The 16,629-nt window shown below is 75.9% G+C and carries 20 protein-coding genes and 1 tRNA gene; 7 read left to right on the top strand and 14 right to left on the bottom strand.

Going from position 1 to position 16,629, the window contains the following annotated elements; translation table 11 throughout:
• Positions 1-89 precede the first annotated feature (89 nt).
• Genes BLU55_RS15260 through BLU55_RS15245 form a run of 4 tightly spaced genes read right to left on the bottom strand, consistent with a single transcriptional unit; the run spans position 90 to position 3,849 of the window.
• Complete coding sequence (locus BLU55_RS15260; protein WP_091731395.1) at positions 90-1,136, bottom strand: aldose epimerase family protein; 1,047 nt, start codon at positions 1,134-1,136, stop codon at positions 90-92.
• A gap of 25 nt (positions 1,137-1,161) precedes the next feature.
• Entirely contained in the window at positions 1,162-2,211 is a 1,050-nt protein-coding gene (locus tag BLU55_RS15255) for a LacI family DNA-binding transcriptional regulator (protein ID WP_197681011.1), read from the bottom strand.
• A gap of 31 nt (positions 2,212-2,242) precedes the next feature.
• Complete coding sequence (locus BLU55_RS15250) at positions 2,243-2,848, bottom strand: cysteine dioxygenase (RefSeq protein ID WP_231916903.1); 606 nt, start codon at positions 2,846-2,848, stop codon at positions 2,243-2,245.
• Positions 2,830-3,849, bottom strand: a complete 1,020-nt coding sequence (locus BLU55_RS15245) for an amidohydrolase family protein (RefSeq protein ID WP_091731392.1) — start codon at positions 3,847-3,849, stop codon at positions 2,830-2,832. Before BLU55_RS15245 ends, BLU55_RS15250 begins: the two co-directional genes overlap by 19 nt.
• 176 nt (positions 3,850-4,025) lie before the next feature.
• Between BLU55_RS15245 and BLU55_RS15240 the strand changes: the two genes are divergently transcribed.
• Positions 4,026-5,096: an NADH:flavin oxidoreductase/NADH oxidase gene (locus tag BLU55_RS15240; protein WP_091731390.1), complete on the top strand. Its 1,071-nt coding sequence runs from the start codon at positions 4,026-4,028 to the stop codon at positions 5,094-5,096.
• Between the two features lie 17 nt (positions 5,097-5,113).
• Here BLU55_RS15240 and BLU55_RS15235 read toward each other — a convergent pair whose 3' ends face one another.
• Positions 5,114-6,358 carry a glucose-1-phosphate adenylyltransferase family protein gene (locus BLU55_RS15235; protein ID WP_091731387.1) on the bottom strand — a complete coding sequence of 415 codons (1,245 nt, stop codon included), beginning with the start codon at positions 6,356-6,358 and terminating at the stop codon, positions 5,114-5,116.
• A gap of 58 nt (positions 6,359-6,416) precedes the next feature.
• On the opposite strand from BLU55_RS15235, the gene BLU55_RS15230 reads away from it, so the two are divergent.
• The gene (locus tag BLU55_RS15230) at positions 6,417-6,812 is read left to right on the top strand and encodes a low affinity iron permease family protein (RefSeq protein ID WP_091731384.1); all 396 of its coding nucleotides are present in this window, start codon (positions 6,417-6,419) and stop codon (positions 6,810-6,812) included.
• A 24-nt stretch (positions 6,813-6,836) separates the two neighbouring features.
• Here the strand turns inward: BLU55_RS15230 and BLU55_RS15225 are convergent, their stop codons facing one another.
• Entirely contained in the window at positions 6,837-7,325 is a 489-nt protein-coding gene (locus BLU55_RS15225; protein ID WP_091731380.1) for a DUF427 domain-containing protein, read from the bottom strand.
• Positions 7,326-7,373: 48 nt separating this feature from the next.
• Between BLU55_RS15225 and BLU55_RS15220 the strand changes: the two genes are divergently transcribed.
• Positions 7,374-8,165: an MBL fold metallo-hydrolase gene (locus tag BLU55_RS15220; protein WP_091731377.1), complete on the top strand. Its 792-nt coding sequence runs from the start codon at positions 7,374-7,376 to the stop codon at positions 8,163-8,165.
• Here the strand turns inward: BLU55_RS15220 and BLU55_RS15215 are convergent.
• The gene (locus BLU55_RS15215; protein ID WP_091731374.1) at positions 8,162-9,229 is read right to left on the bottom strand and encodes an ArsO family NAD(P)H-dependent flavin-containing monooxygenase; all 1,068 of its coding nucleotides are present in this window, start codon (positions 9,227-9,229) and stop codon (positions 8,162-8,164) included. The two genes, BLU55_RS15220 and BLU55_RS15215, sit on opposite strands and share 4 nt — an antisense overlap.
• Positions 9,230-9,297: 68 nt before the next feature.
• Between BLU55_RS15215 and BLU55_RS15210 the strand changes: the two genes are divergently transcribed.
• From BLU55_RS15210 to BLU55_RS15200, 3 genes are all read left to right on the top strand, one after another.
• Positions 9,298-9,711 (top strand): DUF302 domain-containing protein, encoded by a 414-nt coding sequence (locus BLU55_RS15210; protein ID WP_091731372.1) that lies wholly within the window; start codon positions 9,298-9,300, stop codon positions 9,709-9,711.
• Positions 9,712-9,814: 103 nt separating this feature from the next.
• On the top strand, positions 9,815-10,288 hold the full coding sequence (locus BLU55_RS15205; protein ID WP_091731369.1) for a DUF6153 family protein: 474 nt from the start codon (positions 9,815-9,817) through the stop codon (positions 10,286-10,288).
• Between the two features lie 90 nt (positions 10,289-10,378).
• Entirely contained in the window at positions 10,379-10,960 is a 582-nt protein-coding gene (locus BLU55_RS15200) for a DUF305 domain-containing protein (protein ID WP_091731367.1), read from the top strand.
• A gap of 45 nt (positions 10,961-11,005) precedes the next feature.
• Here BLU55_RS15200 and BLU55_RS15195 read toward each other — a convergent pair whose 3' ends face one another.
• The 7 genes from BLU55_RS15195 to BLU55_RS15165 form a co-directional block, all read right to left on the bottom strand.
• The gene (locus BLU55_RS15195) at positions 11,006-11,587 is read right to left on the bottom strand and encodes a hypothetical protein (protein WP_091731364.1); all 582 of its coding nucleotides are present in this window, start codon (positions 11,585-11,587) and stop codon (positions 11,006-11,008) included.
• A gap of 163 nt (positions 11,588-11,750) precedes the next feature.
• A tRNA-Ser gene (locus tag BLU55_RS15190) sits at positions 11,751-11,840 on the bottom strand.
• 114 nt (positions 11,841-11,954) lie between these two features.
• A complete protein-coding gene (locus BLU55_RS15185) occupies positions 11,955-12,545 on the bottom strand; it encodes a LutC/YkgG family protein (RefSeq protein ID WP_091731362.1) in 591 nt (196 codons plus the stop codon).
• On the bottom strand, positions 12,542-13,999 hold the full coding sequence (locus BLU55_RS15180; RefSeq protein WP_197681010.1) for a LutB/LldF family L-lactate oxidation iron-sulfur protein: 1,458 nt from the start codon (positions 13,997-13,999) through the stop codon (positions 12,542-12,544). Before BLU55_RS15180 ends, BLU55_RS15185 begins: the two co-directional genes overlap by 4 nt.
• Positions 13,996-14,781: a (Fe-S)-binding protein gene (locus BLU55_RS15175; protein WP_091731359.1), complete on the bottom strand. Its 786-nt coding sequence runs from the start codon at positions 14,779-14,781 to the stop codon at positions 13,996-13,998. Before BLU55_RS15175 ends, BLU55_RS15180 begins: the two co-directional genes overlap by 4 nt.
• A gap of 55 nt (positions 14,782-14,836) precedes the next feature.
• Positions 14,837-15,331, bottom strand: a complete 495-nt coding sequence (locus BLU55_RS15170) for a nucleoside deaminase (RefSeq protein WP_091731356.1) — start codon at positions 15,329-15,331, stop codon at positions 14,837-14,839.
• A gap of 55 nt (positions 15,332-15,386) precedes the next feature.
• The gene (locus tag BLU55_RS15165; protein ID WP_091731351.1) at positions 15,387-15,890 is read right to left on the bottom strand and encodes a tRNA adenosine deaminase-associated protein; all 504 of its coding nucleotides are present in this window, start codon (positions 15,888-15,890) and stop codon (positions 15,387-15,389) included.
• Between the two features lie 96 nt (positions 15,891-15,986).
• Between BLU55_RS15165 and upp the strand changes: the two genes are divergently transcribed.
• The gene (gene upp, locus BLU55_RS15160) at positions 15,987-16,628 is read left to right on the top strand and encodes a uracil phosphoribosyltransferase (protein ID WP_091734023.1); all 642 of its coding nucleotides are present in this window, start codon (positions 15,987-15,989) and stop codon (positions 16,626-16,628) included.
• Position 16,629 lies beyond the last annotated feature (1 nt).

Here is a 16,629-nt window from a genome sequence, read left to right as displayed (position 1 = left end):
CGGCGCGTGGCCAGGAAATGTGAACGCTCACTCTCGGAGCGGGACAAACCGGACCTGGACGGAGGGGACCGCCGGTGCGGCCCGACCGGCTACGGCCCCAGCGCCTCGAACCGCCAGCCGACGTGGCAGCGGTAGGTCTGGCCGGGGCGCAGGGTGGCGTCGCCGAAGTCGGGGCGGTTGGGGGTGTCGGGGAACAGCTGGGGCTCGAGCGCGAGGCCGTCGCCCTGGCGGTGCCAGCCGCCGGTCGACGACTGCTCGGTGCCGTCGAGCCCGTTGCCCGTGTAGACCTGCAGTCCGGGCTGGTCGGTCGAGAGCACCAGCCGGGTGCGGGTGCGCGGCGAGTCGAGGGTGGCGACCGGGCGGACGGTGCCGTCACCGGGAGCCAGCACGTAGTTGTGGTCGATGCCGCCGGCGCCGCGCAGCTGCGGGTGGTCGAGGCGTACGACGTCCCCGAGCCGGCGGGGCTGCCGCAGGTCGAAGGGCGTCCCGTCGACGGGGGTCGGCGGGCCGGGCAGGGGGATGCCGGTCGCGTCGATCCCGACGTACGCCGGGGCGTCGACCTCGAGGACCTGGTCGTCGATCGTGCCCGAGCCCTCGCCGTCGAGGTTGAGGTAGACGTGGCTGGTCAGGTTGACCGGGGTCGGCGCGTCGGTGGTCGCCTCCAGCGTCAGCCGGACCTCGTCGTCGCCGACGTCGAAGCGCGCGCTCACCGTGACCTCGCCCGGGAAGCCCTGGTCGCCGTCGGGGCTGGTCAGGGTGAGCACGGCGTGGTGGTCGTCGTGCTCGACGAGCGTCCAGATCCGCCGGTCGAAGCCGTCGGGACCCCCGTGCAGGTGCTGCCCGCGGTCGTGGGTGCCGACCTCGACCGGCCGGCCGTCGAGCTCGAAGCGGCCGGCCGCGACCCGGTTGGCGTAGCGACCGATGGTGCCGCCGAGGTAGGACGTCGAGGCCAGCATCGCCGCCGGGTCGGGGTGGCCCAGCACGACGTCGCGGCGGGTGCCGTCACCGCCGGTCACCCACAGCCGGTGGACGGTGGCGCCGAGGTCGAGCAGCTCGAGCACCGGGCCGGGGGCGTGGCCCAGGACGATCGCGGTGACGTCGCCGAGGGGCGAGGGGCCGAAGGGCTGCGTGGGCATGACGGCACCGTAGTCGGGGCGGGGCTCAGCCGGGGACGCTGGAGGTCCGGACCACGAGCTCGGGCGCCACCAGGTCGAGGGTGGCGTCGCGCTCGCCGTCGAGCGCCTGCAGCGCGAGCGCGACCGCCCGGCGACCCAGGGCAGCGAAGTCCTGGCGCACGGTCGTCAGCGGCGGCCAGTAGCAGGCCGAGTCGGGGGCGTCGTCGAAGCCCACGACGGCGACGTCGGAGGGCACCCGGCGGCCGGTCTCGTGCAGGGCGCGGAGCACGCCCAGCGCCATGGCGTCGTTGCCGGCGAAGACGGCCTCGACCTGGGGGTCGGCGGCCAGCTCGAGGCCGGCGGCGTACCCGCTTGAGGACGACCAGTCGCCCACCACCTCGCGGCCCGGCACCACGCCACGCTCCTGGTGGGCCTGCAGCCAGCCCTCGCGCCGCATCACCGCCTCGATCCAGTCGAGCGGGCCGGTCACGTGGGCCACGCCCCCCGGCGCGCCCCCCGACACACCCCCGGCCTCGCGCAGGTCGAGCAGGTGGCGCGTCGCCAGCAGCCCGCCGGCGGTCTGGTCGACCCCGGCGGCCATCGACTGGCCGGGCCGCACGCCCTGCACCAGCACGACCGGCACGGGCAGGTCGAGCGAGGCCACGACGTCGAGCGCCTGGCGCTGCGCGACCGCGACCACGACCGCCTCGACGGCCTGGTCGAGGAGCCGGTCGACGGTGCTGCGCAGGGCGTCCGCGCTCAGGTCGGGCAGGCCGACCTGGGCCACGGAGTAGCCCGCGTCGTGGGCGGCCTCCTGCACCGCGCCGGCGATCATGCCCGGCCCGTGCAGCCCCAGGTGCGCCCCCACCAGCCCGATCAGCCCCGAGCGGTTGGTGACCAGCGCCCGGGCCGCGTTGTTGCGGCGGTAGCCGAGCTGCTCGATCGAGGCCTGCACCCGGTCGCGGGTCTCCTGCTTGACCATCGGGTGGTCGTTGAGCACCCGGGAGACGGTCTGGTGCGAGACCCCCGCCAGGGCCGCGACGTCGGCCATCGAGGGCGCCCTGCGCGCCCGGGGCGGGCGCGCAGAGCCGGTCATGGCGTCATCGTAGGGGTGGGGGTGCCCGGTCTCAGTCGATCGGGCGCAGCTCGTCGGCGTACGACACCGAGACCCGGCGCAGCACCCCGCTGTCGCTGACGGCGTACTGCCCCATCCGCCACAGCGGCGGGCTGTAGGCGTGCACGCTCACCGAGCCGTGCCGGGCGCCGTTGAGGCGGTGGATGTGGTCGGGCCCGAACGAGAACACCGACCCCGACGGCACGTGGGTCTCCCGCGCGCCGTGCGTCAGGGTGAGGTTGTTCTCGACCAGCTCGCCCGCCACCACTGCGACCGCCCCCGAGGAGACGTCGTGGTCGTGCCAGCCGGTGTCGTTCTCGGGCGTCCAGCACAGCAGCCACACGTCGACGTGGCTGTCGCGGTGCAGCGACGCGTAGACCCGCTCCTGCCCGTCGAAGGCCACCAGGTGACCCCACGTCTGCGGCTGCTGGGCGACGCTGGCGGCCAGCTCCTCCAGCTCGGCCGGCGTCAGGTCGCGGTCGGGCAGGTCGCTGACCAGCAGGTCGTCGGCGTACGACGCCAGCGCGGCCGGGTGCTCGGCCGGCACGCCGGCACCGCTGGCCGGCCCGTCGCCGGCCACCTCGGGGTGGACCTCGGGGCTCAGCTCGCTGCGCGCCACGACGCCACCCCCGTCCCGTCGGTCCCGTCGGAGGCGGTCGGGCCGTCCCCGAGCAGGCGCCGCGGGTTGGTGACCCGCACCGCCCGCGTGGCGGCCTCGCCGAGCAGCTCGGCGAGCGGCTCGCCGTAGGGCCGGTCGCTGCCGAGCACGAGCGCGTCGACGCCGAGCACGCGCACGACCGACTCGAGCGCGCGGGCGCCGATGCCGGAGGTGTCGACGAAGACGTCGGGGTCGACCCCGGTGCGCTCGCCGCCGCGCAGCACGTGGCGCTCGGTCAGCAGCGGCGCCAGCCCGGCGCCGGCCACGAACAGCAGCCGCAGCCGCGGGAGCACCGCGCGGCCGCCGAAGGCCTGCCAGGCCCACCACGCGGCCTGGAGCTGCGCGGTGTAGCCGACGACCGGTGCCCACCAGGCGGGCAGCCGACCGGGCAGCAGAGGGGCCGGCTCCGGGCCGGGGTGGACCAGGACGGGCGCGTCGGCCTGCTCGGCGGCGCGCAGCAGCGGGGCGGCGGCCTCCCACCCGTGGGGGGTGACGAGGTCGCTGGCCGCGAGCTGGAGCCCGACGAACCGGTCCTCGGCGAGCAGCGCGGCCAGCCCGGTCACGTCAGGGTCGTCGACCCCCGGCGCCGGCACGGAGGCCCAGGCGCGGAAGTGGTCGGGCAGCTCGCGCACGCCGCGGTGCCAGGCGTCGAGCAGCGGTCGCGACGAGGAGGGCCGCAGGCGCTCGATGCCGAGGGGTGCGGAGAGGCTGAGGCAGGCCGAGGTCACCCCCGCGTCCGTGTCGGCCGCGATCCTGGTCGCGACGTCGTGTGCTGCCGGGTCCACGTCGTAGGGCGGTTCGCCGTCGGTGTGCAGGGTCCAGTCGCGCAGGTACGGCGCGCGGGACCGGGCGCGCAGCCGGTCGACGAGCTCGTCCGGCCACAGGTGCTGGTGCACGTCGATCGCGCCCGGGACGGGGGCGACCGCGGCGCTCGTGCGGGGGGTGTCGTGGTGCTCGGTCATGTTGCTCAGCCTCCTTCCAAAGGTAGTAAGTGACTCGACATTATCCGATAACTTCGTCGGCGGTGAGGGATCTCGCACGCCGGATCGCCGCGGCGGCGGAACAGCGCGGGCGCGCGGTCGGTTGGGCCCGACGTACGACGTCCGGTCCTTCCCCCGATCCCCTCCAGGAGCCCCACGTGTCCGCCCTCTTCGAGCCCGTCACCCTGCGCGAGCTGACCGTGCGCAACCGGGTGTGGCTGGCCCCGATGTGCCAGTACTCCTCCACCGACGGCATGCCCGGCGACTGGCACCTGGTCAACCTGGGCGCCCGCGCGTCCGGCGGTTTCGGGCTGGTGCTGACCGAGGCGGCCGCCGTGGTCCCCGAGGGCCGGATCACCCCCGAGGACGCCGGGCTGTGGAACGACGAGCAGGCGCAGGCCTGGGGCCGGGTCGTCGACTTCGTGCACACCCAGGGCGCGGCGATCGGCGTCCAGCTGGCGCACGCCGGCCGCAAGGCCTCGACGTACCGCCCCTGGGCCGGCGCCGAGGGCACCGTCCCCGCCGACCGGGGCGGCTGGACCACGCAGGGTCCGTCGCCCGTGGCCTTCGAGGGGTACGCCGCCCCCGAGGCCATGGAGGTCGAGGACGTCGCCGCCGTGGTCGAGGCCTTCGCGGTCGCCGCCCGGCGCGCCGTCGCGGTCGGCTTCGACACCGTCGAGGTCCACGCGGCCCACGGCTACCTGCTCCACGAGTTCCTCTCGCCGCTGTCCAACCACCGCACCGACGGCTACGGCGGCACCTTCGAGGGGCGCGCCCGGTTCGTGCTCGAGACCGTCGACGCGGTCCGCGCCGCGATCCCCGAGGGCATGCCGCTGCTGGTCCGCATCTCGGCCACCGACTGGCTCGAGGGTGGCTGGGACCTCGAGCAGAGCACCCGGCTCGCGGGCGAGCTGCGCGAGCACGGCGTCGACCTCGTCGACGTGTCGTCCGGCGGCAACGCGCAGGCCTCGATCCCGGTGGAGCCGGGCTACCAGGTGCCGCTCGCGGCCGGGGTCCGCACCGCGGGCGTGCCCACTGGCGCGGTCGGCCTCATCACCGAGCCCGCCCAGGCCGAGAAGGTCCTGGCCAACGGCGAGGCCGACGTCGTGCTGCTCGCCCGGGCCGCCCTGCGCGAGCCCAGCTGGCCGCTCCGCGCCGCCCACGAGCTCGGCGTGCCCGACGCCGACGCCCCCTGGCCCGTCCAGCACGCCCGGGGCGCCTGGCGCTGAGGGAGCCGGCCGCCCCCTCACACCACCCCGCCCGGGGGCACCCGGCCACCGGGGGCGACGTCGCCGCTGACCTGCGCGTCGCGGCCGAGGATGGTGATGGCGTCGGGGTCGTCGAGGGCGGTGTCGGGCCCACCGACGTGCGCCCCGCCGCCGATGTCGCAGGCGGTGTCGACGATGGTGCGGGTGACGGTGGCGCCGGAGCGGACCACCGTGCCGGCCGAGACCACGCTCTCGACCACCTCGGCGCCGGCCTCGACGACGACGTCGGGGCCCAGGACGCTGCGGGTGACGGTGCCCGACACGTGGCTCCCGGCGCTGAGCAGGCTGTCGGCGACCTGCGCGCCGGCCGCGACGTACGCCGGGCGCCGCTCGGGCTGCTGGGTCCGCACCGGCCAGTCGCCCTCGAAGAGGTCGGTCTCGTCGGCCAGCAGCTCGAGGTGGGCGTTGAGGTAGTGGTGGGGCTGGCCGAGGTCGCGCCAGTACCCCTCCAGCCGGTGGGAGTACGCCGCCCCGCGCTCCACCAGGCGGGGCACCAGCAGGTCACCGAAGTCGCCCAGCCCGGAGTCGCCGGCCTCGCGCTCGGAGTCGGCGCCGGAGACCGAGCGGTGCAGCTCCTCGAGGAGCTCCACCAGCACCCCGGTCCGGTAGGCGAACACCTCGGTGGCGACCAGCGAGCCCGACGGCGACTCGGGCTTGTAGGCGAAGCCGGTCACGCGACCGAGCCGGTTCACCTCGACCACGGCGTGGTCGGCCGGGTCCTCGCCGTGCACCCCGGCGAGGTCGGTGACCAGCATCGTCACCTCGGCGTCCTTCTCCAGGTGGGTGGCGACCAGCTCGCGGTAGTCGAAGCGGTAGACGTGGTCGGCGCTCATCACCAGCACCACGTCGGGGGCGGCCCGGCGCAGGTCGTCGCGCAGCCGGTAGAGCTCGTCGGCGTTGCCCTGGGCGAAGCCCTCCTCGTCGAGCGACCCGCTGCCCTGGCGCGGCACCAGCAGCCGCAGCCCGCCGCGGGTGCGGTCGAGGTCCCACGGCCGGCCGTTGCGGACCTGCTCCTCGAGCGACTCGGCCTGGTACTGCACCGAGAGCCACACGTCGCTGATGCCGGAGTTGACGATGTTGGACAGCGGGAAGTCGAGCAGCTGGTAGGACCCGGCGAAGGGCAGCGCGGGCTTGGCCCGCTCCGCGGTGAGCACGTCCATGCGGCCGCCCGCTCCGCCGGCCTGGATGATCGCGAGGACGCGGGGGGTGGTGGTGAGCTCCATGGGTCAGGGTCTCACCGTCCCGGTGCGCCGGACGCCACCCGGGCCCTAGCCTGCGGCCATGGAACGCAACGACGCGGCACGGGACCGGCACGAGGGCGACGGCCGCTCGGGCTTCGAGAAGTTCGTGGAGGCGACGTACGCCCAGGTCAGCCGGGCGCCGTTCTTCGGCGTCTGCCTCGTCGTCGTGGTCGCCTGGGGCGCCAGCGCGCCGCTGTGGCCCGACCTGAAGCAGTGGCAGGTCGCGATCCACACGGTGGCCAGCGTGGTCTCGCTGCTGCTGCTCGTGCTGCTGGAGAACGCCGGCCGGCGCTCCGAGGAGGCCGCGCAGGAGAAGCTCAACGTGCTGGCGGAGGCGCTGGCCGCGCTGATGGACTCGTCGTCGGCGCACGACCGCGACCTGCAGGACGCCACCCGGAGGCTGCGCGAGGCCGTGGGGCTCGAGGAGCGCCACTGACCGGCCGGGCCAGGCCCGGGCGGCTCACCAGCCGAGCGTGCCCGGCGCGCCCTTGAAGGGGCCGACGACGTCGTCGGTGATCCAGCCGCCGTAGAAGCCGCCGTCCTGCGGGCGGACCCGCTCGTCGTCGACGAAGCACTCCAGGCGGCCGGGCGAGAAGGCGAGGTAGCCGCGCAGGTCGGTGAACCCCGGCGTCGGGTCCTCGTAGGACCACGCACCGGAGGACAGGCCCAGGACGTCCCAGTAGGTCGCCGCACCCTTCCACTCGCACCACGTCGACCGGGCGTCGGAGCGGGCGATCGCGCCCGGGACGACGTCGGCGGGGTCGACGTACCAGGTCGGCGGGTGGCTGGTCTCCAGCACCCGGAAGGCGTGCGTGGTCTCGGCGACCAGCTCCCCCTCGCGTCGTACGACGACCCGGCGGTCCGAGCGCACCAGCGCCGGTGGGCGGGGGTAGTCCCACACCGACTCCTGGCCGGGCCCGGGCACCTCACGTCGCAGCTCACGCCTCATGGCCCCAGTCTGTCCGGGCCCTGGTGAGGGCTCCCTAGGCTCGGTCGCGTGACGGATCCCGCGACCGAGCCGCTCGCGCCCCTGGCCGTCACCTGGTGGGGCCACGCGACGACCACGGTCGAGCTCGGCGGCACCCGGCTGCTGCTCGACCCGGTGCTGTGCGACGACCTCGCGCACCTGCACCGGCGGGCGCCCACGCCGGGGCCCGAGGCCGCGGCGGCCGACGTCGTGCTGGTCAGCCACCAGCACCTCGACCACCTCCACCTGCCCAGCCTGCGGCGGGTGCCGACGGACGCCGTGCTCGTGGTGCCGCCCGGGGCCGAGCCGGTGGTGCGCGACCTGCCCCACCGCACCCGGGTGGCCCGGCCCGGGGAGGTGCTCGAGGTGGGCGGCCTGCACGTCGAGGTGCACCCGGCCGAGCACGACGGGCGCCGGCTGCCGTGGTCGCGACGGGCCGGCACCGCGGTCGGCTACCGGGTGGCGGCGGCCGGGCGCTCGGTGTGGTTCCCGGGCGACACCGGTCCGGGCGCCGACACCGCCCAGGTGGCGCCGGTCGACCTCGCGCTGCCGCCCGTCGGTGGCTGGGGTCCGACGCTGGGCGAGGACCACCTCGACCCGGTGCAGGCGGCCGAGGTCGTGGGGCGCGTCGGCGCGCGCTGGGCGCTGCCCGTCCACTGGGGCACCTTCTGGCCCCGGCTGCTCGACCGCGTCGCCCCGGACAACCACCGCCGGCTGTTCGTCGAGCCGGGGTCCCGCTTCGCAGCCGCGGTCGCCGACCTCCCCGGGACCACCACCGCGCTGCTGTCCGGCCACGGCCGGCGCGTGGTGCTCCGGGCCTAGGCGCGGCCGAGGGCGGCCACGACCTCCGCCGCGGTGTCGCGGGCCGAGCGGCCGACGCCGACGAGGGTGGCCGACGCGGGGCCGCACCAGTCGCCGTACCCGACCAGCCACAGCCGCGGCTCGACCTCGCTGCGGGTGCCCGCGGGGCCGCCGACCGCGACCCGGCCCCCCGAGCCACGCACCCCGAGCGGGGCGAGGTGGCGCAGCGCGGGCCGGAAGCCGGTGCACCACACGATGGTGTCGACCGCCTCCTCGCGCCCGTCGTCCCAGGCCAGCCCGGTCGGGGTCAGCCGATGCGCCATCGGGTGGGCCACCAGCGCCCCGCGCTCGCGGGCCTCGCGCACCGAGGCCACGGCCACGACGTCGCCGAGCCCGCCCACGCCCGGGTGCTCCCGGCCCGCGCGCGCCGCCCGCACCCGCGCCGTCGCGGTCTCGAAGAGCACCCGCCCGTCCACGTCGTCGGGCAGCAGCCGCGGCTCGTCCCGGGTCAGCCACAGCGTGTCGGCGACCCGCGAGACCTCCGCCAGGACCTGCGCGCCGGTGTTGCCGCCGCCGACGACGGCGACCCGGCCGACGAGGTCCTCGGGCCGGCGGTACGCCGCGGCGTGCAGCTGCAGGCCGTCGAAGCGGCCGGGGCTCGCCGGCCAGAACGGCTGCTCCCAGGTGCCCGTCGCCGAGACGGCGCACGACGCCTCCAGCCGCAGGCCGGGGCCCTCGAGGAGCAGCCCGTCACCGGCGCGCGACACGGAGGTGACCCGGCACGGGCGCCGCACCCGCAGGTCGTAGCGCTGCTCGTAGTCGGTCAGGTAGTCCACGACGTGGTCGCGCGGCGGGAAGCCGTCGGTCCACGGCGGCATCATCCGCCCCGGCAGCGAGGAGTAGCCCGCCGGCGAGAACAGCCGCAGCCCGTCCCACGCCCGCGGCCACGAGCCGCCCGGGCGGTCGGCCGCGTCGAGGACCACGACGTCCTCGCCGGGCACGAGGCCGAGCCGGCGCAGGTGGTACGCCGTCGCCAGCCCCGCCTGCCCGCCGCCGACGACGACCACCGGCACGCGCTCGACCACCCTGCTCCTCACTGATACCCTGGGGGGTATCCAGTCCACCCCTCCACCACCCTGACCGAGGCGGCCCGATGTCCGGATCGACCCTGACCACCACTGTGCACCAGCCGTACGCCGAGGCGCTGGTCGCGGTCCGCGCCGCCCTGGCCGAGGTCGGCTTCGGCATCCTCACCGAGGTCGACCTGCAGGCCACCATGAGGGCCGAGCTGGGCGAGGACATCGCCCCGCAGGTGATCCTCGGCGCCTGCCGCCCGCCGCTGGCGTTCCGGGCGCTGCAGGCCGACCCGTCGGTGGCCACGATGCTGCCGTGCAACGTCGTGGTGCGGGCGGTGGACGCCACCACGACCCAGGTCGAGGCGCTCGACCCCGACGCGATGCTGACCTTCTCCGACAGCGAGGCCGTCTCGGAGGTCGCCGCCGACGCCAAGGAGCGCCTCAGCGAGGCCCTCGACGCCCTCGACGCGCTCGCCACCCTCCCGTCCTGAGGCCGGGCCACCCGTCGTGCGGCCGAGGCGGGGGCCGTCCTGCCCGCGGAGCCGGGACCTCCGACCGGTCCCACGGGTGGTCCCGCCCTCCTACGCTGGAGCCATGACCACGCCCCGGCGCCGCCGCCGTCGGGCCCGCCCCTGGGCCGCCCGGCTGCTGCTGCTCGGTGCGCTCGAGGGGCTGTTCGCGATGCACGGCCTCGGCGGCCACGGGACCGCGATGTCCGAGGACGCGATGGCCGCGATGTCGACCACCGCGCCGGCCACCACCGCGTCGCCCGGTCACCACGCCGCCGGCGAGGCAGTGGCGGACGGGTCGGCCGGGTCCGCCGTCCTCGTCGCGGTCTCCGCGGCGGTGCTGTCGGCGGCCGACCCCCTGGGCGGCACGCTCCTCGACCACGCCTCGATGGTGATGTGCCTGGCGATCCTGCTGCTGGCCGCGGCGCTCGCCCTGGCCCGCGCGGCACCGGCCCTCGCCCCGGCCGCCCACCTGCGACCGGCCGCGAGCGTGCTGCCGCGCCGCACCCGCTCCTCCGACCCGCCCGACCTGTCGCGCCTCTGCGTGCTGCGCTGCTGAGCAGCCCGGCGCCCGGTCCACGCCCCCGGCGTGGGACCGGTGCGCCCGCCTGCCCACCTCCCCGCACGCACCCACAGATCGGACCACCCCATGCACAAGCTCGCCCTCGCCACCGCCTCCCTGCTCCTCCTGGCGGGCTGCGGCACCAGCACCGGCTCCACCACCTCGGGCAGCGACCACAACCAGGCCGACGTCGCCTTCGCGCAGCAGATGATCCCCCACCACGCCCAGGCCGTGCAGATGGCCGAGATGGCCCTCGACCGCACCTCGGACCCCGCGCTCGAGCGGCTGGCCCAGGAGGTGGAGGACGCCCAGGACCCCGAGATCGAGACCATGACCGGCTGGCTCGAGGACTGGGACGCCGAGGTGCCCTCGACCCGCGGCACGATGTCCGGCTCGGGCGACGGCGGCACGACGTCCGGCGACCCGTCCTCGGGCGGGTCGATGGCCGGGATGATGAGCGGGGCCGACATGCGCCGCCTCGACGACGCCACCGGCTCCGGCTTCGACCGGATGTGGCTGCAGATGATGGTGCAGCACCACGAGGGGGCCGTGGAGATGGCGAAGGCCGAGCAGGCCGACGGGGAGAACCGCGCGGCCAAGCGCCTGGCCGCCTCCATCGAGGAGTCGCAGACCGGGGAGATCGCCCGGATGCAGGAGATGCTGGGCTGAGCCGGCGTCAGCCCCGGAGCGGGTACCGCCCCGGGGTGGCCCGCGTCAGTAGACGATCCCGTTCCACCGCGTGCCGCAGGCGTGGCAGGTGTCGGGGCTGAGCAGCTGCTCCGGCGCGCAGTGGCTGCGGCAGTAGCGGCACCAGCGGAAGGTGCGGTGCCGGCTGCGCAGCAGCACCGCGATCACGGCCCCGGCTGCCTGGTCGTGGTCGGGGCCGTCGGGCACGTGGTGGCGGTCGCGGACCTCCCACTCCAGCGAGCCCGCGCCGGTCCACCCACCCACCGGCACGCCGAGCTCGACGCCGTCGGCCACGGGACGCAGGGCCAGCTGGAACGGCTCGCCCGCGACGTACCACCCGCCCTCGTCCCAGGTCGGGGCGGCGAGCACGTCGTGCAGCGCGTCCAGCCCGGCCCGCAGGTCGGGGTCGGTCGGGCGCCGGGGCAGCTCGCGCCACCCCGCGCCGTACACCTCGACGAGGCGCTGCACGCCCACCCCGCGCGCGGCCGCCAGCAGGTCGAGGACCGCGGGGTCGCCGGCGCCGTCGTACGCCGTGCGGCCGTCGTCCGGCCCGGACCAGTCCTCCAGCGCCGCCCCCAGGTCGATCGACCGCTGCCCGTCGTCGCTCACGACGCCACCTCCTCCTCGCCGGGCGTGGGCCACCCGTCGGCGCCCGACCCTGTCCCCTCCCCGGGGCCGGGTCAAACCGGGGCCGCCGGCGGGCCGGTGGGGGCGCCGGGACGCAGATCAGCCCCCGACCCGGCGTCGTCGCAGGTCAGGGGCTGATCCGGTGTGGCGGTGGCGGAGGGATTTGAACCCTCGGTTGGCTTGCACCAACAAACGCTTTCGAGGCGTTCTCCTTAGGCCGCTCGGACACGCCACCGCGGGAGAGGCTACCGGACACCGGGCTCGGCCCTCAAAACGCCCCCGGAGCACCGGTCGTGGGGGTGAGGGGGCGCCCTGGCGCCCGATCACCCGCACGACCCTGGAGGGCGGGTCAGCCGACGACGAGGACGTGCAGGGTGCGGGGACCGTGGACGCCCTCGACCCGGTCGAGCTCGATGTCGCTGGTGGCCGAGGGGCCGCTGATCCAGGTGTGGGGGCGGGCCGGGTCGAGCCGGGCCACGGCGTCCTGGACGTCGGCGACCACCTGGTCGGTGCGCACCACGCACACGTGCAGGTCCGGCACCAGGCTGAGGGCCCGACGTCCCTGGCCGGGCCCGTGGTCGAGCACGATGGTGCCGGTCTCGGCGATGCCGACCCCGGCCAGCGTGACCACCGCGTCGAGGTCGTCGAGCTGGAGCGCGCTCAGCCCGTCGTCGGGCACCGAGCCGGGCACCTCGAACCCCAGGCCGTCCGGCACGACGGCCCGCCGGCCGTCGAGCACGGCCGCGACCCGGGCGGCCAGGTCGGCGGGGTCGAGGGGGCCGAGCCGCTCGACGACCGCCCGGTAGTCGGCCACCCGCTCCACGAACAGGTCGAGGTCGCCGGGGCGCGGGTCGACCACCACGGGCTCGGGCGGCGGCGCGGTGTACCCGGCCGTCGCCTCGCGCACGCGCCGCAGGATCTCCTCGCGGGCGCCGCTCACCGCCGGCCCCCGTCGGTGCGCTTCCACCAGGCCCGGAAGGACTCGGCCGGGGCGGTGGGCAGGTCGCGGGCGCCGGACCACGCCGTGGCCAGGCCGAGCCTGCGGGCCAGCGTCGTGCCGAGGCCCGTGAAGCGCTCGGCCAGGCGCAGCCGGCCCGAGGACGCGAAGGTCGCCGCCGCCCCCTTCATCGCCACGGCCTCCAGGGAGGGCCGACCGCCGCGGTGGGCGTCGACGACCTGGGACCGGAGGTCGACCAGGATCGAGGGGATGTCGATCTTGACGGGGCAGACCTCGTAGCAGGCGCCGCACAGCGAGGAGGCGTACGGCAGCGAGTCGACCTGCTCGTCGACCCCGACGCCCTTCATCAGCGGGTTGAGGATCGCCCCGATCGGGCCCGGGTAGACCGAGCCGTAGGCGTGGCCCCCGGTGCGCTCGTAGACCGGGCAGTTGTTGAGGCACGCCGAGCAGCGGATGCACCGCAGCGCCGAGCGCCCGACCTCGTCGGCGAGCGCCCGGGTGCGGCCGTTGTCGAGCAGCACGACGTGCAGCTCCTGGGGGCCGTCGCCGGGCGTGACGCCGGTCCACGTCGAGGTGTAGGGGTTCATCCGCTCGCCCGTCGACGAGCGCGGCAGCAGCCGGAGGAACACGTCGAGGTCGGCGAAGGTCGGCACCACCTTCTCGATGCCGACCACGCTCACCAGCACGTCGGGCAGGGTCAGGCACATCCGGCCGTTGCCCTCCGACTCGACCACGACCAGGGTGCCGGTCTCGGCGACCGCGAAGTTGGCGCCGGAGACGGCCATCTTGGCCCGCAGGAACTTCTCGCGCAGGTGCAGCCGGGCCGCCCCGGCGAGCTCGGCCGGCTGCTGGGAGAGGTCGTCGGGCGCCGGGCGACCGGCCGAGGCCATCTTGTCGAGGAAGATCTGGCGGATCTCGGCCCGGTTGCGGTGGATGGCCGGCACCAGGATGTGGCTGGGCAGGTCGTCGCCGAGCTGGACGATCAGCTCGGCCAGGTCGGTCTCCCAGGCGGCGATGCCCTCCTCGGCGAGCGCCTCGTTGAGACCGATCTCCGCGGTCGCCATCGACTTGACCTTGACCACCTCGTCGAGGCCGTGGCGGTGGGCCACCTGTGCCACGACGGCGTTGGCCTCGGCGGCGTCGCGGGCCCAGTGGACGGTCGCGCCGGCCTCGGTCAGGCGCTGCTCGAGGGTGAGCAGGTGCTGCTCCAGGTCGGCCAGGGCGGCGTCCTTGAGGGCCGCGCCGCGGGTGCGCAGGTCCTCCCAGTCGGGCACCTCGGCGACCACGCGGTTGCGCTTGTCGCGGATGGTGTGGGTGGCGTGCTCGAGGTTGTGGCGCAGCTGGCTGTCGGCCAGGGCGGCGCGCGCGGCGACGGGGAAGGCCGGCATCCCCACGAAGGTGGCGGCGGTGGCGATCGGGTCGGGGGCGAGCGTCATGCGGGCTCCTCGCTGTGCTTCGTGGCGGCGCCCGGACCGGTGTCGGCCCCCAGGCCCTCGGTCGAGGCCAGCACCTCGGCCAGGTGCATCGTGCGCACGCCGGAGCGCTGGCGACCGAGCAGGCCCCCGACGTGCATGAGGCACGACGCGTCGCCCGCCACCAGCACCTGGGCGCCGGTCGCGCGGACGTGGCGCGCCTTGTCGGAGCCCATGGCGATCGAGGTGTCGGCGTTCTTGACCGCGAAGGTGCCGCCGAAGCCGCAGCACTGCGTCGCCTCCGGCAGCTCGCGCAGGTCGATGTCGCGGACCTCGCGCAGCAGCCGCAGCGGCTTGTCGGCCACCCCCAGCATCCGCAGCGAGTGGCAGGTGGGGTGGTAGGTCACGGCGTGGGGGAACGACGCCCCCACGTCGGTCACGCCCAGCACGTCGACGAGGAACTCGCTGAGCTCGTGGACCCGCGGGGCGGTCTGCTCGACCGCCCGCTGCAGGCCCGGGTCGCCCGAGCGCCGCGCCACGATGGCGTGCTGGTGGCGGGCCGCCCCGGCACAGGAGCCCGAGGGCGTGACGACCGCGTCGTACCCCTCGAAGGCGCTGACGAAGGACCGCAGCGCCGGCACCGCCTCGTCGAGGTAGCCGGAGTTGATCATCGGCTGGCCGCAGCAGGTCTGCTCGGGCGGGAAGTCGACCTCCACCCCGAGCCGCCTCAGCAACCGCACCGTGGCCTGCCCGACGCCCGGGAACAGCGCGTCCCCCAGGCACGTGGCCTGCAGTGCGACCCTCATCCGCGACTCCCCTCGTCGGCGACGCCCGACGTGACGGACGACACCTCCCAATCTGTCACGGATGCGGCGACGCGCCGAGGGCCCCGCCCCCTGCGGGCCGGGACCGATCGCCGCCGCCGTCGCGGTGGGCGGCGAAGAACTCGTCGAGCAGGCGGCCGCTCTCCTCGGCGAGGACGCCGCCGACGACCTCGGGCCGGTGGTTGAGACGGCGGTCGCGCACCACGTCCCACAGCGATCCCGCGGCGCCCGCCCGGTCGTCGTAGGCCCCGAAGACGACGCGGGTCACCCGGGCGAGGACGGCCGCCCCGGCGCACATGGTGCAGGGCTCGAGGGTGACCACGAGGGTGCAGCCGTCGAGCCGCCACTCCCCGCGGGCGCGGGCCGCGTCGCGCAGGGCCACGACCTCGGCGTGCCCGGTCGGGTCGGCGTCGCGCTCGCGCAGGTTGGCGCCGCGTCCGACCACCGTGCCGTCCCCGTCGAGCACGACGGCACCGATCGGGACGTCGCCGTGCCCGGCAGCGCCGGAGGCCAGCGCCAGGGCGTCGCGCATCGGCCCCACCCAGGCCCGGGCGGCAGGAGGCCCCAGGGGGTCGCCCACGGGTCGCTCAGTCCTCCAGGCCGGCCAGCAGGTCGAAGCGCGGCCCGAAGCCCGCGGCGTCGGCCACCTCGCTGAGCACCTCGTCGGGGAACAGCTCGTCATCGTCGAGCAGCTCGCCCATCTCGGTGGCGTCGACGCCGAGGTCCGAGACGATGCCGAGGTCGCCCGCGGGTCCGACCTCGTCCTCGTCGTCCTCCTCGACCTCGAGGCCGAGGTGGTCGGTGGCCGAGCGGGCGAGGTGCCAGTCGGTCGCGGCCGAGGCGTCGCTCAGCAGCACCCGCACGCCGGCGCCGGCGCCGCGCGAGCGCACCAGCAGCGAGAAGTCCTCCGCCACCGAGATCAGCGCCAGGGCGCCGTCGCGGTCGGGGTAGCGACGCAGCTCCTGGCCGATGCTCTCGACGCTGCCCAGGGCCTCGTCCGGCAGCTCGGCAAGGTGCCAGGTGCCCTCGTCGCGGTAGGCCACGACGGCCACGTCGATCTCCTGGACCTCCGCGTCGGTGATCTCCACCATGGCCGCGCCTCCCTGCCTCCTGACGATGGTGACAGACCCGGGCGGCGAGGACCACCGGCGGGGCTCGCTGACCTGCCGGACGACTACCGTGTGCGCATGCGCCTGCACGTCGTGGACCACCCGCTGGTCTCCCACAAGCTGACCACGCTCCGCGACCGCGACACGGCCTCCCCGGAGTTCCGGCGGCTGACCGAGGAGCTGGTGACGCTGCTGGCCTACGAGGCGACCCGCGACGTGCGCGTCGAGCCGACCCGCATCCAGACGCCGGTCTCTCCCGCCGAGGGCATCGTGCTGAGCCGGCCCCGACCGCTGGTGGTGCCGATCCTGCGGGCCGGTCTCGGCATGCTCGAGGGGATGATGCGGCTGGTCCCGACCGCCGAGGTCGGCTTCCTCGGCATGGTGCGCAACGAGGAGACGCTCGAGGCCTCGACGTACGCCGAGCGCCTCCCGGCGGACCTGTCGGGCCGGCAGTGCTACGTCCTCGACCCGATGCTGGCCACCGGCGGCACCCTCGCCGCGGCGATCCGCTTCCTCACCGACCGCGGCGCCGACCACATCACCTGCATCTGCCTGCTGGTCGCGCCCGAGGGCGTGGCCAACCTGGAGCAGGGCCTGGAGGGCCTCGAGGTGCCGGTCACCGTGGTGACGGCGGCCCAGGACGAGCGGCTCGACGAGCGCGGCTACATCGTGCCCGGGCTCGGCGACGCGGGCGACCGCCTCTACGGCCTGGCCCACTAGC

This window comes from Nocardioides scoriae, assembly GCF_900104965.1.
Classification (GTDB): domain Bacteria; phylum Actinomycetota; class Actinomycetes; order Propionibacteriales; family Nocardioidaceae; genus Marmoricola; species Marmoricola scoriae.
Note: the sequence above shows the minus strand (reverse complement) of the source record. Positions and strands in the feature narration are given on the sequence as shown.